Here is a 15,095-nt window from a genome sequence, read left to right on the forward strand (position 1 = left end):
GCTATGTCGGACTGGCCAAGGCCGCAGCCCAAGTGACGATGGCAGCGATCGCCTTCAACATGCGCCGATGGGCCGCCATCACGCCATAGGTGCGTCCAGCATCCGGCCTAAGGCCGCATCGCCACCCTCAAACTCCACCCCAAGAGCCAAAACAGAGCGAGACCTCACGGCCAAACCGCTCCGCGCGCTAGGTCGCGATGACTGCGCAACAGGCCCCTTGTGGGAGAAAGGTGGCCGCGAAGCGGCCGGATGAGGGGTGCTGGAAGGAACGAGGCGACGGCGGTTTGCCTGATGCACCGCTTGTAGCGAGCGTCTTCGCCAGGCTGGAGCACCCCTCATCCGTCTCGGCGCTGCGCGCCGAGCCACCTTCTCCCACAAGGGAGAAGGGAAAGCCTGCCCATCCTCTCAGCTTGACGCCCCTCTCACCGCCGCCCTAGCCTCGTCTCCACGCCAACAGGAGACCCACCCAAATGGCAGGCACGGTCGAAAGCGAGAAAATCGCCGTTTCCTTCAGCGGCAAGCGCTGCATCCATTCGCGCAATTGCGTGCTCGGCAACCCGCATGTCTTCGTGCCCAACGCGCCGGGCGAGTGGATCCACCCGGAAGCGGCCAGCGTCGAGCAGGTCGTGGCGCTGGCGGAGAACTGCCCGTCGGGCGCGATCACCTATCGTCGCAAGGATGGCGGGCCGCAGGAGAAGCCGCCGGTCGTCAACACGGTGCGTCTCAGGGAAAACGGCCCGCTGGCGGTGCATGCCGAGATCGTGCTCGGCGACGAGACCTTCTTCCGCGCCACGCTCTGCCGCTGCGGCCTGTCGCAGAACAAGCCGTTCTGCGACAACAGCCACATCAAGGCCGGCTTTTCCGCCACCGGCGAGCCGCCGCTGAAGGAAGCGCAGGTGCTGGAGGCCCGTGACGGCCCGCTGAAGGTCACGCCCACCGTCAACGGCCCGCTCAAGGTCGAAGGCAATGCCGAGATCGTCACCGGCACCGGACATACCATCGCGCGCACGACCAAGGTGTTTCTGTGCCGCTGTGGGCATTCGGCCAACAAGCCGTTCTGTGATGGGAGCCATAAGCGGGTGGGGTTTGTGGGGTAATCGAGGAGGCTGGCGCGACGGCCCCCTCTCTGCCCTGCCGGGCATCTCCCCCTCAAGGGGGGAGATTGGCAGTTTCGGCGCCGGCGACTCTTCTGCAACATTGGCGATTGGCGAAAGCCGGCGTGAATTTCGATCTCCCCCCTTGAGGGGGAGATGGCCGGCAGGCCAGAGAGGGGGGCCTCGTGCCGACGTCTCAATGAACGCCCCGACGCCCCCTGGCCCATCCCTCCCGTCTTTATCCGCCAGCCCGTATCGGCTAAGGGCACGCATCAAACTCTTTGCCCGGATCGCCGCCCAAAAATGACCGCCAAGCCTCACCCTCTCTTCCTCGGCATCGACACCGGCGGCACCTACACCGATGCGGTGCTGTGGTCGGAAGAGGGCAGCCCGAAGGGCAAGGTCTTGGCCAAGGCCAAGTCGCTCACCACGCGCCACGACCTTGCCGTCGGCATTTCCGGCGCGGTCGACGCGGTGCTGGAGACATCCGCCACCGATCCGGCCGCGATCAAGCTGGTCTCGATGTCGACGACTTTAGCCACCAACGCGCTGGTCGAAGGCCAGGGCGGGCGCGTGGCACTCATCATGATCGGCTTTTCCGAGGCCGACCTTGCCCGCGACGGGCTGAAGATGGCGCTCGGCACCGATCCGGTGGTGTTCTGCCCCGGCGGCCATGACGTGCACGGCAATGCGGCCAAGCTCGACCTCTCCGGCTTCGAGGCAGCGCTGCCGGAGCTTGGGCGTTCAGTGTCGGGCTTTGCCGTCTGCGCCTATTTCGCCACGCGCAATCCTGCGCATGAGCTCGCCGCCCGCGACCTGATCCGCGAAAAGACCGGCCTGCCGGTCACGGCCAGTCACGAATTGTCGGCCAAGCTCGGCGGCCCGCGCCGCGCGCTCACCACCTTGCTCAACGCCCGCCTCATCTCGATGATCGACCGTCTGGTCGCGGCCACCGAAGGCTTTCTCGCCAGGCGCGGCATCGCGGCGCCCCTGATGGTGGTGCGCGGCGACGGTGCGCTGGTCTCGGCGGCCTTCGCTCGCCAGCGGCCGATCGAGACCATTTTGTCCGGCCCGGCCGCCTCTCTTGTCGGCGCCCGCCACATGACCGGGCTGGACGACGCCATGGTGTCGGACATCGGCGGCACCACGACCGATGTCGCCGTGCTCGATGGCGGCCGGCCGCGGCTCGATCCGGAAGGCGCCACAGTGGGCGGCTTCCGCACCATGGTCGAGGCCGTCGCCATGCGCACCTTCGGCCTTGGCGGCGATTCCGAAGTGGCGCTGGAGGACGGGGCGCTCGACCCGAAAATCCTGCTCGGACCGCGCCGCCTGGTGCCGCTGGCGCTGGCCGGCATGGTGCATGGCGAGGCGATAATTGTCGAACTGGAAAGACAACTCCGCGCGAATAATCCCGGCCGCATGGATGGGCGCTTTGCCGTGCGCACCGGCGTGCCGGATCGCCTCGCCGCCGGCCTCACCGCGCCGGAAGCGAAGCTCTACGAGGCGATCGGCGCCACGCCGCTGGCGCTCGACCGGCTGCTTACCTCCAACGCCCAGAATGCCACGCTGAACCGGCTGGTCGCGCGCGGTCTCGTGCATATCTGCGGCTTCACGCCATCGGACGCCGCCCATGTCGTAGGAAAACAGTCGAACTGGGACGCCGCGACGGCCAGGCTCGGCGCCGAGCTGTTCTCGCGCCGCCGCGACGGCCGCGGCCAGGCGATTGCCGCGACGCCGGAAGCGATCGCGGAGCGCGTGCTCGTCACGCTGACCCGCTGGTCGGCCGAATACATCCTTGAAACCGCTTTCGCCGAGGACGGACTGGATGGCGCGGCGACAGTCGCGCATGCGCTGGTGCAGCGCGCCGTCGATGCCCATCCCGGCATCGCCCGCTTCACCGTCGCGCTCGATCGCCCGGTCATCGGCCTCGGCGCCTCGGCGCCGCTGCATTATGCCGGCCTGCCGCCGCTGATCGGCAATGGCTGCATCGTGCCGGAAGACACCGACGTCGCCAACGCGCTCGGCGCCGTGGTCGGCCAGGTGCGCGTCTCGGCCGAGGCCCGCGTCAGCCAGCCCAAGGAAGGCCTGTTCCGCCTCGCCTCGGGCCAGACGGTGCGCGACTTCACCGACGAGGCGAAGGCGATCGAGGCGGCGGAGACCGATGTGCGCGCGCTCGCCGCCCAGCGCGCGAAAGACGCCGGCACCGACAGCGCCGAGATCGACGTCGCCACCGAGTTCAAGGTCTCGACCATCGAAGGCCAGCGCATGTTCATCGAGGCGCATGTGGTTGCAGTGGCGTCGGGACGGCCGCGGATTGCGGTGTAGCACAGCCTCCCCCTTCCCCCCTTGTGGGGGAAGGTGTCGCCGAAGGCGACGGATGAGGGGTGTTCCAGGGAAAGCCAGCGTCTCACTCCGCTGGCACACCCCTCATCCGTCTCGGCGCTTGCGCGCCGATCCACCTTCTCCCACAAGGGGAGAAGGAGAAGGCCGCGCTCCCTACACCCTAAGCCGAATTGACCCCGCAACCCCAAACATGCCAAAGGCCCGGCGAGCTACCTATCTGGAGACGTGCTGATGACCGACCGCATCGAGATCGCCGGGTTGCGGATTGCCCGGGAGCTCCATGACTTCGTGGCCAAGGAAGCCGCGCCCGGCACCGGCATCGATCCGGAAAAATTCTGGGAGGGCGTTTCGGCGATCGTCCACGACCTAGCGCCGAAGAACCGCGCGCTGCTCGCCAAACGCGATGTTATGCAGGAAAAGCTCGACGGCTGGTATCGCGAAAACGGCGCGCCGATCGACATGGAGGCTTACAAGACCTTCCTGACAGAGATCGGCTATCTGGTGCCGGAAGGGCCGGCCTTCAGCGTCTCGACGGAGCATGTCGATCCCGAGATCGCCGTCGTGGCCGGGCCGCAGCTGGTCGTGCCGGTGATGAACGCGCGCTATGCGCTCAATGCCGCCAACGCCCGCTGGGGTTCGCTCTATGACGCGCTCTACGGCACCGACGCCATTCCCGAGACGGGCGGCGCCGAGAAGGGCAAGGGTTTCAACCCCGCGCGCGGCGCCAAGGTCATCGTCTGGGCAAAGGATTTCCTCGACCAGTCCGTGCCGCTCACCACCGGCAAATGGGCGGGGGTCAACGGGCTTTCGGTCGCCAATGGCGCGCTGAAACTCGGCGAGGGCGCCGGCGCCACGACGCTGGCCGACCCAAAACAGTTCGCCGGCTATCGCGGCGATGCCGAGAATCCCGAAGCCGTGCTGCTGGTCAAGAACGGCCTGCATATCGAGATCGTGATCGACCGTGCCAATCAGATCGGCAAGACCGATCCGGCCGGCATCGCCGATGTCATCCTGGAATCTGCCTTGACCACCATTCAGGACTGCGAGGATTCGGTCGCGGCCGTGGATGCCGAGGACAAGGTCGTCGTCTACCGCAACTGGCTCGGCCTGATGAAGGGCGACCTCGCGGAAGAAATCACCAAGGGCGGCAAGACCTTTGTCCGCAAGCTCAATTCGGACCGCCGCTACACGGCGCCGAATGGCGGCCAGCTGCTTTTGCCTGGCCGCTCACTGATGCTGGTCAGGAATGTCGGCCACCTCATGACCAACCCGGCGATCACCGACCGCGACGGAAACGAGGTGCCGGAAGGCATTATGGATGCCGCCATCACCGCGCTGATCGCGCTGCACGATGTCGGCGAGGGCGGCCGTGGCGCCAATTCCCGTGCCGGCTCGATGTATGTGGTGAAGCCGAAGATGCACGGGCCGGAAGAGGTCGCCTTCGCCGTCGAGATTTTCGACCGTGTCGAAGCCCTGCTCGGTATGGCGAAGAACACCATCAAGATGGGCATCATGGACGAGGAACGGCGCACCACCGTCAACCTCAAGGAGGCGATCCGCGCGGCGAGAGAACGCGTGGTGTTCATCAACACCGGCTTCCTCGACCGCACCGGCGATGAGATCCATACCTCGATGGAAGCCGGCCCGATGATCCGCAAGGGCGACATGAAGCAGGCCGCGTGGATCTCCGCCTATGAAGCCTGGAATGTCGATACGGGGCTGGAATGCGGGCTCGCCGGCCACGCCCAGATCGGCAAGGGCATGTGGGCGATGCCGGATCTGATGGCGGCGATGCTGGTTGAGAAGATCGCGCATCCCAAGGCCGGCGCCAACACCGCCTGGGTGCCGTCGCCGACGGCCGCCACGCTGCATGCCACGCATTATCACAAGGTCGATGTGCACGCCGTGCAGGCAGCGCTGAAGAGCCGGCCGAAGGCCAAGCTCGACGACATATTATCGGTACCGGTCGCGGTGCGGCCGAACTGGACGCCGGACGAGATCCAGCGCGAGCTCGACAACAATGCGCAGGGCATACTGGGCTATGTCGTGCGCTGGATCGACCAGGGCGTCGGCTGCTCGAAAGTGCCCGATATCAACGATGTCGGCCTGATGGAGGATCGCGCCACGCTGCGCATCTCCTCGCAGCACATCGCCAACTGGCTGCGCCACAAGGTGTGCTCGGAGATCCAGGTCAGGGATTCGCTGCAGCGCATGGCGGCGATCGTCGACCGCCAGAATGTCGGCGATCCGCTCTATAAGCCGATGGCGCCCAACTTCGACAATTCCATCGCCTTCCAGGCCGCCTGCGACCTGGTGTTCAAGGGGACCGCGCAGCCCAACGGCTATACGGAGCCGGTGCTGCATGCGCGGCGGCTGGAGCTGAAGGCGCGGGACAGGCAGGGCTCTGCCTGAGTCTGCCGGCTGGTCGACGGCTGCGGCCCTTACGCGCCTTTGACCGCCCGCGACAGGAAGACATCCGTGTGCCTGACATGCGGCGGGGTGTCGCGAAACGGCGCGCAGGGCCTGAAGCCGAATGCCTCGTACACGGTGATCGCGCTTTCCATATAAAAGGTGGTGTGGATCAGCACCGTGCGGGCCGGGCCTTTGTCGATCTCAGCCAGGACGGTGCCCATCAGCGCACGGCCTATGCCTTGCCCCCGGAAGGAAGCGTCGACGAAGAACCTGTGAAGCTCCACCGTGCCTTCGCCGAACGGATCGAAGGCGAGGCAGCCCGCCGGCAAGTCTCCGGAGCGGGCAACGAACGCCATGGCATCCGGCGCGCCGAATTGCGCGGCCAGCTTGGAGCCGCTGGTTTCGGGGTGAAAGAGGGCTCTCACATCCGCCGCCGAGACGCCGTGCGGCGCCGAAGCGTCGACATCCCACTGGGCGAGCTTGCGGCAGAGCCCTGCCAAGGTCTCGAAATCTTCGGCGCTGCGTGCCGGCAGAACTGAAATCATCCCTCGCCCCCGCGCGGATCCGCTCCATTCATACCACGCAGCTTTTCGGGGTGCGAATGCGAACGTGGTCAAAGATTCAAAGAGGAGCGGACGCCCATGCCTCGCCCCACAAATTTCTTGACGGATTGTGATATACCTACTAGTAGGTAGGCAACAACATCAAAGAAAGGTTGTCCGTCATGTCTGCACAAACAAGCTTTGAAAGCCCCGCGCGATCCTCAAACGCCTGGCTCAAAAGCTATTACTATCTGCGGTTCGCCGTATCGGCGGCCTGGGTCCTGGCGGCCTTCACCGTCGCCAAGACTGTGTCACCGCTCGCCGCCGTCATGCTGGTCGCCTACCCCTTGTGGGACGCGCTTGCGAATTATGTCGACGCGCAGCGCAGCGGCGGGCTCGGCCGCAACAGGTCGCAGCTGCTCAATTTCGTCGTCAGCATCATCACCGCGATTGCGGTCGCCATCGCGCTTGGCCACAGCATGAACGCGGTGCTCGCGGTCTATGGTGTCTGGGCCGCGATGTCCGGCGCGTTTCAGCTCCTGACGGCGGTTCGTCGCTGGAAGACCAACGGCGCTCAGTGGGCGATGATCCTGAGCGGTGCCCAATCGGCGCTGGCCGGCCTGTTCTTCGTCAAGATGGCCGGCGACACGGAGGCCATAAGCATCGCCAACGTGGCGCCTTATGCCGCTTTCGGCGCCTTCTACTTCCTCGTATCCGCCGTGTGGCTGTCGGTAAGCGATATCCTCCGCAAGTCGCCGCAGGCCGCGCGTTGAGATTTTCTCAGCCGGAGGTTAGGCAGGCCTATGGACAAGCCCTCGAACACCGCCGACGACATCCTGGCCGCCGCGCGACGCTTCATCGTCGCCGGCGGCTATAACGGCTTCAGCTACGCCGATATCGCCGAAGTGGTCGGTATCCGCAAGGCGAGCATCCATCATCATTTCCCGAGCAAGGTCGACCTCGTGCAAACCCTGGTCAGGCGCTACCTCGAGGAGGCCGTCACGGGCATGACGGAGCTGGAGCGCAATGTGCCCGAGCCGCCCGAGCTGCTTAGAACCTATGCCGGCTTCTGGGCCCAGTGCATCGAGGACGCGAGCCGGCCGTTTTGCGTGTGCGCGTTGCTGGCGAGCGAGCTTCCGGTCCTGCCGCCGGAAGTTGCCGCCGGAGTCCGGGCCTATTTCCAGTTTCTGTCGGGCTGGCTGACAGGCGTCATCGAGCGGGGCGCCGCGCAAGGCACGTTGACGATCGCCGCCGCGCCGCGCGTCGAGGCGGAGGCCTTCATGGCGACCGTGCACGGGGCGATGCTTTCCGCGCGGGCCTATGGCGATGTCTTGACCTTCGGCATGATCCTTGCGCCGACCCTGCAGAAGCTGATCCCGGCAACCGATTGACGTGAAATCGGTCAGGGCGGATCCGGCGTGCCTTCGGGCTCACGCCGCCTGCGCCATCCGCTCGGCGCTCATTCGGTAGGAGATCGCCTCGGCGAGATGGATGCGGCCGACGGTCTCGCTGGCGTCCAGATCGGCCAGCGTGCGCGCCACTTTGAGCACCCGGTGATAGGCTCGCGCCGAAAAGCCGAGCTTCTCGCTGGCGTCCTTGAGCAGTGTCAGGCCGGCCGTATCGGGCTTTGCGATCTCCTCGATGATCGAAGGCGGGCAATGCGCGTTGGTGGTGGCGCCGGCGCCGAGCTTTTCCAGCCGCTCGCGCTGCATGGCCCGCGCCCGGGCCACACGCTGCGCCACCGAAGCACTTGTCTCGGCCTTGTCCGGCCGGATCAGGTCGCCCGCCGAGACCGCCGGCACCTCGATCCGAAGGTCGATGCGGTCGAGCAGCGGACCGGAAATCCGCGCCTGGTATTCGGTGCGGCAGCGGTCGCCGCGCAGGCAGCGATAGCCGGGCTCTCCCGACATGCCGCAGCGGCACGGATTCATCGCCGCCACCAGCTGGATGCGCGCCGGATAGGTGACGCGGTGGTTGGCGCGCGCGATCATGCAGTCGCCCGTCTCTAGCGGCTGGCGCAATGCGTCTAGCGTCTGCGGCGAGAATTCCGGAAACTCGTCGAGGAACAGCACGCCGTGATGGGCGAGCGACACCTCGCCCGGCCGGACCCTCAGGCCTCCGCCGACCATCGCCGCCATCGAGGCGGAATGATGCGGGGCGCGGAACGGCCGCCGGTCGGTCAGCTTGCCCTCGCCGAGCTCGCCCGCCACGGAAGCGATCATGGAGACTTCCAAGAGTTCCTTCGGCGCCAGCGGCGGCAGGATCGAGGGCAGGCGCTGCGCCAGCATCGACTTGCCCGAACCCGGCGGCCCGACCATCAGCAGATTGTGGCCGCCGGCGGCCGCCACTTCCAGCGCCCGCTTGGCGCTTTCCTGGCCCTTGATGTCGGCGAGGTCCGGCAGGTCGCGCGCTGCCAGCTGGATGCCGGCTTCGGGCCGCGACAGCACTTGCGTGCCGCGAAAATGGTTGGCGATGGCGATCAGACTGCGCGGCGCCAATATGTCGAAATCCTTGCCCGCCCAGGCCGCTTCCGGTCCGCAGGCGAAGGGGCAGATCAGGCCCTTGCCTTCGGCATTGGCGCCGATCGCAGCCGGTAGCGCGCCGGCGACACCGGCGATGGTTCCGTCGAGCGACAATTCGCCGAGCACCACATAGCCGGTGAGCATATCGCCCGGTATGGCGCCGAGCGCCGCCATCAGCCCGAGCGCGATCGGCAGGTCGTAATGGCTGCCCTCCTTGGGAAGATCGGCCGGCGCAAGGTTCACCGTCACCTTCTTCGACGGCATCGAAAGGCCCGATGCATGCAGCGCCGCCTGCACGCGCTCGCGGCTCTCGGCCACCGCCTTGTCCGGCAGGCCGACGATCTGCATGCCGACTTTGCCCGGCCCGACCATCACCTGGACATCGACCGGTAAGGCCTCGATGCCCTGGAAAGCCACCGTGCGAACCCGCGCCACCATTTGTCCAAAACCCCCGGATACCGGCTCGCATGACCCTGCGATCAGGCCGCGAATGAAATCACGCTAGACAACCACAGATTTTCGCTTTGGGCAAGAACATTACGAGAACGTAGGCAACTCTGCGTCTCGTTCCCGCACGGCAGTCGAATGCTGCGGCGCCGACGGAATCTTCGAGAACATCCTACCCAGGCCTCGCAGGTGCGGCTTGGTAAATCGACGGCGATAGTAGTGAGTCGCCAGGGCGGAGGACCAGTATTTTCTGCGCAGGCCCATAAGGCCAAGGATCATCTTGCGCCTCCGGGCGGATTTCAAAATCAGCGTCCCCTCCGGGATATCCAATCCCGACAGGGTTCTGTAGAAATTGAAAACATCCGCAAAAGGCACGCGCCTGTAGCGCCAGGGCTTGGCCGATCCCGCATAGTGGATCACCTTGGGAAGCCGCCGTTCGATTTCCACATACCGCTCTGAAAAGAAATTCCATTCCCGGCCGAGGAAAAGAACGCGTCCGCGCACCACAGTATTCAAGGCTGTCTGATCTAGATATCGCGGCTTGGCGGTTTCGCGAAGCTTTGCGAAGACCCTGTCCGCAATGCCTTCCCTGCGCCAGGCGACGAGGTTCATCGCCAGAACGCCGGCATTTATATATTCATTCCGGGACGTTTCGGTGTCGTCGAGTTCCTCCTGCTCGACGAAGCCGTCAATCACGCCGGCGACCAGATTGTCGCCCAAGTCCGCCGACCAGAGCGCACTGAGATCGGATACCACCAGCGTATCTGCATCCATGTAGATGGCCTTGTCGCAACCAGGCAATATCTCGGGAATGAGTATTCGGGCATATGTGGCAGTCGTCAGCAGCTTGCCTCTTGTCGGCAGGTCGGAAATCCGCTTGGCGTCAGCTTGGATGAGCTGACAGTCAATTCCATTTCGTTCACAAAAACGGCGAAGCTCTGTCACGCTCGCAGGCTCTATTCCTGCGTCGATGACGACGAATTTCGCCTCGCGATTGTGAATCCAAGCAGAGAAGATGAATAAAAAAAGTCCGGGCACAAAGTTATTGTCGCTTGCCGTAACGATTATCACGAAACTGCGACTCCTCGAAAACGAGGGGCCAGGCCCTGCCGTGGCGGGTAGAGGGCAAGAGCGGTCCCGGTCATAGCCTGCACGTTGGCATTTCACCCCTCAAAATAGCCCATCGTCCACTCAATGCGCGGGCTCACCGTTGCCTCATCCGGCGACATCGAGGGCGCGATGCACGGAGCGCCACCTGCACTATGGAGAGAATTACCCCCGCTTGCCTTCCACGCAATCCCAGAACAGGCTGGCGATATCCGCGCCGCCGAAACGCTGCACTTCGCGCACGCCGGTGGGCGAGGTGACGTTGATCTCGGTCATGTAATCGCCGATCACGTCGATGCCGACGAGGATGAAGCCGCGTTCCCTGAGCGCCGGTCCGATGCGGGCGCAGATCTCGCGTTCGCGCTCGGTCAGCTCGGTTTTTTCGGCGCGACCGCCGACATGCATGTTGGAGCGGGAATCGTGCTCGGCCGGTACGCGGTTGATGGCGCCCACCGGCTCGCCGTCAATCAGGATGATGCGCTTGTCGCCCTTGCGCACGTCCTTGAGGTAGCGCTGCACGATATAGGGCTCGCGGAACAGCTGGCCGAACATCTCGAGCAGCGAGGCAAGGTTGCGGTCGGCCTCGTGCAGGTGGAAGATGCCGGCGCCGCCATTGCCGTAGAGCGGCTTGACGATGATGTCGCCGAATTGCTTGCGGAAGGCCGCCACTTCCTGGGGGTCCTTGGTGATCAGCGTCTCCGGCATCAGGTCCGGAAATTCGGTGACGAAGATCTTTTCCGGGCTGTTGCGCACCCAGGCCGGGTCGTTGACCACCAGCGTCTTCGGATGGATGCGCTCGAGGATATGCGTGGTGGTGATGTAGTTCATGTCGAAGGGCGGGTCCTGCCTGAGCAGCACCACGTCCATCTCGGAGAGATCGGTGCGCACCTTCTCGCCGAGCGAATAGTGGTTGCCCTTTTCGTCGCGCACCTGCATCTCCTCGACGCGCGCGAACACCTTGCCGCCCAGCATCGACAGGCGGTCGGGCGTGTAGTGGAACAGCTTGTGGCCGCGCCGCTGCGCCTCCAGCGACAGCGCGAAAGAGGTGTCGCCGGCAATCGACACGGTGGAGACATGATCCATCTGGACGGCGATTTTCAGCGGCATTTTCCTCTCCGGCGAACTCAGCCGCCGATATAAGGAAAACGAGGGCGTCTGCCAATCGTGCTTTGCTTGGTGCAGAAGCTCAGCGGTCGAAGACCAGCCTGGAATAGCCCAGAAACGAGAGCGCCATGGCGGCGGTCGAGGCGGCGGCTAGCGCCACGAGCGGCGGCAGGGTCGGCAGCGCGAACAGCACGGCGCAATAGACCAGGTAGTTGACGATGCCGGTGGCGATGCCGACCCCGCCATAGCGCGCGCCTTCCTGCGCCATGCCCCGGCTCGACGGCGCGAAGGTGAGATTGCGGTTGATCTGCCAGGTGACGCAGAGCGCGAACCCGATCGACAGCACGCGCGCCGAGAGCGCGCCGAGCGGCGTGGTGGACAACAGCAGCCAGAGCGCCGCAGCGTCGGCGACGAAGCCGACGCCGCCGGTAAGGGCGAAGCGGACGAGGCGGCTCACTATGCCGCTCGCGAGGCCTTGCCAGGCTCGCTCTTCGGTAGGGTCGGCCCTGATGCAGCGCGCTCGGCCCGGCCCGACGAGATCGACAGATAGAAGATACGCTTCTGCTCGGCCCGGCCGCGCGATACCGAATCGAGGATGAACCCGGTCATCATCGAGAGCATCGCCAGAAGCAGCATGCCGATCGACAGCACCCAGGTCGGCATGCGCGGCACCAGTCCCGTCTCGGCGAACTCCACCAGCACCGGGATCATCAGGCCGATGCTTGCCGCCAGGAAGAACAGCGCGAACGTACCGAAGAAGCGCAGCGGCTGCGTCTCCTTCACCAGCATGGCAAACATCCACAGGATCCTGGCCCCGTCGCGGAAGGTCGACAGCTTCGACGACGAGCCCTTCGGGCGGCGGCCGTAATCGAGCGCCATCTCGCTCACCGGCAGCTTGAGCTGCGAGGCATGCACCGACATCTCGGTCTCGATCTCGAAGCCGCTGGAGACAGCCGGGAAGCTCTTGACGAAGCGGCGCGAAAAGACCCGGTAGCCGGAGAAGATATCGGTGAAATCGGTTCCGAACAGGCCCTTGTAGAGCCGGTTGAAGATGCGGTTGCCGAAGGCGTGGCCGTTGCGGCCGGCATCGTCGGTCACGCCGCGCCTGGTGCCGACCACCATGTCGCAGCGCTCGGTCTGCAGCACGTTGATCAGCTGCGGCGCATCCTCCGGCGCATAGGTGCCGTCGCCATCGGCCATCACATAGATGTCGGCGTCGATGTCGGCGAACATGCGCCGCACCACATTGCCCTTGCCCTGGCGCGGCTCGCGCACCACGATCGCGCCGGCGGCGCGGGCTTTCAGCGCCGTGAGATCCTTGGAATTGTTGTCGTAAACATAGATCGCGGCCGACGGCAGGGTCTCGCGGAAGCGCTGCACGGCCTCGCCGATCGTCAGCTCTTCATTGTAGCAAGGCAGGAGCACGGCGATGACCGGCTCGTGGCGGACTGCATGCGGCATGTCTGGTCTCCGGACGCCCGACCAGCCTCAGGCCGTCCTTACGCCGGCCCCGTCGAGCCGTTTTACTATTTATTGAAGCCGTTAAGGCTAGGTTTAAGCCCATCCTTTCCCTTCAAAGGCCACGGCAATGGGCACAGCTGAGACCGGCGTCGCCACCTGGAAGTCCGACCTCATACTGGCGCTGCTGGCTGCCTTGCTCGCTCTTGCCATCGATGCTTGGTCCGGTTTTGGCCAACTGACCGATCCCGGCGGCGACAACGACAACATGCTGCGCCTTGTTGAGGTCCGCGACCTGCTTGCCGGCCAGGGTTGGTTCGACCTGCACCAATACCGCATGGGGCTGGAAGGCGGCTTCGTGATGCACTGGTCGAGGCTGGTCGACGCGCCGATCGCGGCCATCGTGCTTGTCGCCTCGGCGCTCACCGGCAGCAAGCAGCTTGGCGAGGACGTGGCGCAGGTGCTGTGGCCGGCGCTGCTCCTTTGGTCGACGTTGTTCTTCACCGCCCGCGCCGCGCGCAGCTTCGGCGGCGGCAGCGCGGTGCTGCCCGCCATCCTGATCGGTGGCGCCGGCTGTTATTTCATCGGCATCTACGATCCCGGCGCGCTCGATCACCACAACGTTCAGCTAATGCTCACCATGGCGAGCCTCGCTCTGCTGCTCGAGGCGCCTTCCCGGCGCTGGGCCGCGCTGTTTTCCGGCCTATGCGCCGCGCTGACGCTCGCCATCGGCATGGAGACCGTTCCTTATGTCGCCACCATCGGTGTTTGCGTGACGCTGCTGTTCGTCGCCGATGCGGATGGCGAGCGGGCGATCGCCTGGGATTTTGGCCTCGGCTTCGCTAGCGTCGCGGCGCTTGTCTTCGTCGCCACCATCCCGCCTTCCGCTTGGGGCGCTGCGCAATGCGACGCCTTCTCGGTCGCGCAATTCGCCGTCGCGGCCATCGCCGGCATCGGTTTGGCGGCGATTGCCTCCATCGAGCCCGCGGCCGGCAGCTGGCAGCGCAGGCTGGCGTCGGTGGCCGCGCTGGGCGTCATCCTCGGCGTGGTTGTAGTGGCGCTGTTCCCGCAATGCCTCGCCGCGCCTTATGCCTCCCTCGACCCGCGTCTCAAGGAATTGTGGCTCGACCACATCGACGAGGCCCAGTCGCTATTCACATTGCTTGTGCGCGATCCGACGCGCGTGGCGGCGCGTTACGCGACGCCGCTGGTGGCGATCATCCTGATGGCGCTGCGCTTCCGGCGCGGCGGCTGGCGCCGGCAGGACAGCCTCGTCGCGGCGCTGCTCATCGTCGCTTTCGTGGTCGCCGCCTGGCAGGTGCGCGGCACCACCTTCTCGATCGCCTTCGCGGTCATTCCGCTCGCGGCGTGGATCGCGAAATGGCGCGCCCGGGCCGAAGCCAGCCCGTCGCTCGGCGTGGCGCTGCGCCTGGCGGCCGTCTGGCTGGTCTCGATCAACCCGGTCTGGACCGGCGTTGCCGCCGCCGCCTCGGTGGCGTTCGATGAAGGCAAGGCTGTCGCCGACGGCGGCGCCATGGACAAGACCTGCGAGAAGAAGGCCACCTTCGCGCCGCTCGGCGCCATGGCCGGCACCACCGTGCTGACGATCTCCAATCTCGGGGCGCCGGTCCTCCTCTATGGCGGCCATCGCGTCTTTGCCGGCCCTTATCACCGCAACGTCGACGGCAACCTCATGGCGCTCGACGCCTTTCTCGGCTCGGCCGATGACGCGCGCGCGATCGTCGAGGCGCATCGTGTCGGCCTGGTCGCCATCTGCCCCGGCAATGTCGAAAGCCAGATCCTGACCCGGAAGGCGCCGCAAGGCTTCCTCGCCGGCCTGTTGCGCGGCAGCGTGCCGGACTGGCTCGAGCCGGTCAGCGCGACCAGGGGCGGCCCGCTCGAGCTCTACCGCGTCAGGCTAGCCGGCTGAAAGCAAATCTGAAGAACAGTGTCAGCGACTTATTGCGCGCGATTGCGCAAACGGAAATCAACTTCCAGGAAATGCGGTTCGACATTTCCATTAGAAATTGTGCATAAACGAAATATTTGGGGTAGATCAGCGATCC

General features: G+C 65.4%; 12 protein-coding genes. 6 read left to right on the forward strand and 6 right to left on the reverse strand.

Annotation, left to right across the window (positions count from 1 at the left end; all coding sequences use genetic code 11):
* Positions 1-470 precede the first annotated feature (470 nt).
* The 3 genes from EN869_RS10140 to EN869_RS10155 all read left to right on the forward strand — a co-directional run bounded on the left by EN869_RS10140 (position 471) and on the right by EN869_RS10155 (position 5,849).
* The gene (locus EN869_RS10140; protein ID WP_127226885.1) at positions 471-1,097 is read left to right on the forward strand and encodes a CDGSH iron-sulfur domain-containing protein; all 627 of its coding nucleotides are present in this window, start codon (positions 471-473) and stop codon (positions 1,095-1,097) included.
* A 300-nt stretch (positions 1,098-1,397) separates the two neighbouring features.
* Positions 1,398-3,419 (forward strand): hydantoinase/oxoprolinase family protein, encoded by a 2,022-nt coding sequence (locus EN869_RS10150; RefSeq protein ID WP_127226884.1) that lies wholly within the window; start codon positions 1,398-1,400, stop codon positions 3,417-3,419.
* Positions 3,420-3,668: 249 nt separating this feature from the next.
* On the forward strand, positions 3,669-5,849 hold the full coding sequence (locus EN869_RS10155; protein WP_127226883.1) for a malate synthase G: 2,181 nt from the start codon (positions 3,669-3,671) through the stop codon (positions 5,847-5,849).
* 29 nt (positions 5,850-5,878) lie between these two features.
* Here EN869_RS10155 and EN869_RS10160 read toward each other — a convergent pair whose 3' ends face one another.
* The gene (locus EN869_RS10160) at positions 5,879-6,394 is read right to left on the reverse strand and encodes a GNAT family N-acetyltransferase (protein ID WP_127226882.1); all 516 of its coding nucleotides are present in this window, start codon (positions 6,392-6,394) and stop codon (positions 5,879-5,881) included.
* A gap of 179 nt (positions 6,395-6,573) precedes the next feature.
* Between EN869_RS10160 and EN869_RS10165 the strand changes: the two genes are divergently transcribed.
* A complete protein-coding gene (locus EN869_RS10165; protein WP_127226881.1) occupies positions 6,574-7,164 on the forward strand; it encodes a DUF308 domain-containing protein in 591 nt (196 codons plus the stop codon).
* Positions 7,165-7,194: 30 nt separating this feature from the next.
* Positions 7,195-7,782 (forward strand): TetR/AcrR family transcriptional regulator, encoded by a 588-nt coding sequence (locus tag EN869_RS10170; protein WP_127226880.1) that lies wholly within the window; start codon positions 7,195-7,197, stop codon positions 7,780-7,782.
* A 39-nt stretch (positions 7,783-7,821) separates the two neighbouring features.
* Here the strand turns inward: EN869_RS10170 and EN869_RS10175 are convergent, their stop codons facing one another.
* From EN869_RS10175 to EN869_RS10195, 5 genes are all read right to left on the reverse strand, one after another.
* Complete coding sequence (locus tag EN869_RS10175) at positions 7,822-9,351, reverse strand: YifB family Mg chelatase-like AAA ATPase (RefSeq protein WP_127226879.1); 1,530 nt, start codon at positions 9,349-9,351, stop codon at positions 7,822-7,824.
* A 99-nt stretch (positions 9,352-9,450) separates the two neighbouring features.
* Positions 9,451-10,431, reverse strand: a complete 981-nt coding sequence (locus EN869_RS10180; RefSeq protein WP_167507024.1) for a glycosyltransferase family 8 protein — start codon at positions 10,429-10,431, stop codon at positions 9,451-9,453.
* Between the two features lie 201 nt (positions 10,432-10,632).
* Positions 10,633-11,574, reverse strand: a complete 942-nt coding sequence (gshB, locus tag EN869_RS10185) for a glutathione synthase (RefSeq protein ID WP_127226877.1) — start codon at positions 11,572-11,574, stop codon at positions 10,633-10,635.
* A 79-nt stretch (positions 11,575-11,653) separates the two neighbouring features.
* The gene (locus tag EN869_RS10190; protein ID WP_127226876.1) at positions 11,654-12,028 is read right to left on the reverse strand and encodes a GtrA family protein; all 375 of its coding nucleotides are present in this window, start codon (positions 12,026-12,028) and stop codon (positions 11,654-11,656) included.
* Entirely contained in the window at positions 12,028-13,032 is a 1,005-nt protein-coding gene (locus EN869_RS10195) for a glycosyltransferase (RefSeq protein ID WP_127226875.1), read from the reverse strand. The genes EN869_RS10190 and EN869_RS10195 overlap by 1 nt, the downstream gene beginning before the upstream one ends.
* A gap of 127 nt (positions 13,033-13,159) precedes the next feature.
* Between EN869_RS10195 and EN869_RS10200 the strand changes: the two genes are divergently transcribed.
* Positions 13,160-14,959 (forward strand): GtrA family protein, encoded by a 1,800-nt coding sequence (locus EN869_RS10200; protein ID WP_127226874.1) that lies wholly within the window; start codon positions 13,160-13,162, stop codon positions 14,957-14,959.
* Positions 14,960-15,095 lie beyond the last annotated feature (136 nt).

Source organism: Mesorhizobium sp. M2D.F.Ca.ET.226.01.1.1, from assembly GCF_004022705.2.
Lineage (GTDB): Bacteria > Pseudomonadota > Alphaproteobacteria > Rhizobiales > Rhizobiaceae > Mesorhizobium.

What these genes read in the sequence shown, in the direction of transcription:
- EN869_RS10140 (WP_127226885.1), top strand. Translation starts at nt 471, where the DNA reads ATGGCAGGCACGGTCGAAAGCGAGAAAATCGCCGTTTCCTTCAGCGGC.
- EN869_RS10150 (WP_127226884.1), top strand. Translation starts at nt 1,398, where the DNA reads ATGACCGCCAAGCCTCACCCTCTCTTCCTCGGCATCGACACCGGCGGC.
- EN869_RS10155 (WP_127226883.1), top strand. Translation starts at nt 3,669, where the DNA reads ATGACCGACCGCATCGAGATCGCCGGGTTGCGGATTGCCCGGGAGCTC.
- EN869_RS10160 (WP_127226882.1), bottom strand. Translation starts at nt 6,394, where the DNA reads ATGATTTCAGTTCTGCCGGCACGCAGCGCCGAAGATTTCGAGACCTTG.
- EN869_RS10165 (WP_127226881.1), top strand. Translation starts at nt 6,574, where the DNA reads ATGTCTGCACAAACAAGCTTTGAAAGCCCCGCGCGATCCTCAAACGCC.
- EN869_RS10170 (WP_127226880.1), top strand. Translation starts at nt 7,195, where the DNA reads ATGGACAAGCCCTCGAACACCGCCGACGACATCCTGGCCGCCGCGCGA.
- EN869_RS10175 (WP_127226879.1), bottom strand. Translation starts at nt 9,351, where the DNA reads ATGGTGGCGCGGGTTCGCACGGTGGCTTTCCAGGGCATCGAGGCCTTA.
- gshB (WP_127226877.1), bottom strand. Translation starts at nt 11,574, where the DNA reads ATGCCGCTGAAAATCGCCGTCCAGATGGATCATGTCTCCACCGTGTCG.
- EN869_RS10195 (WP_127226875.1), bottom strand. Translation starts at nt 13,032, where the DNA reads ATGCCGCATGCAGTCCGCCACGAGCCGGTCATCGCCGTGCTCCTGCCT.
- EN869_RS10200 (WP_127226874.1), top strand. Translation starts at nt 13,160, where the DNA reads ATGGGCACAGCTGAGACCGGCGTCGCCACCTGGAAGTCCGACCTCATA.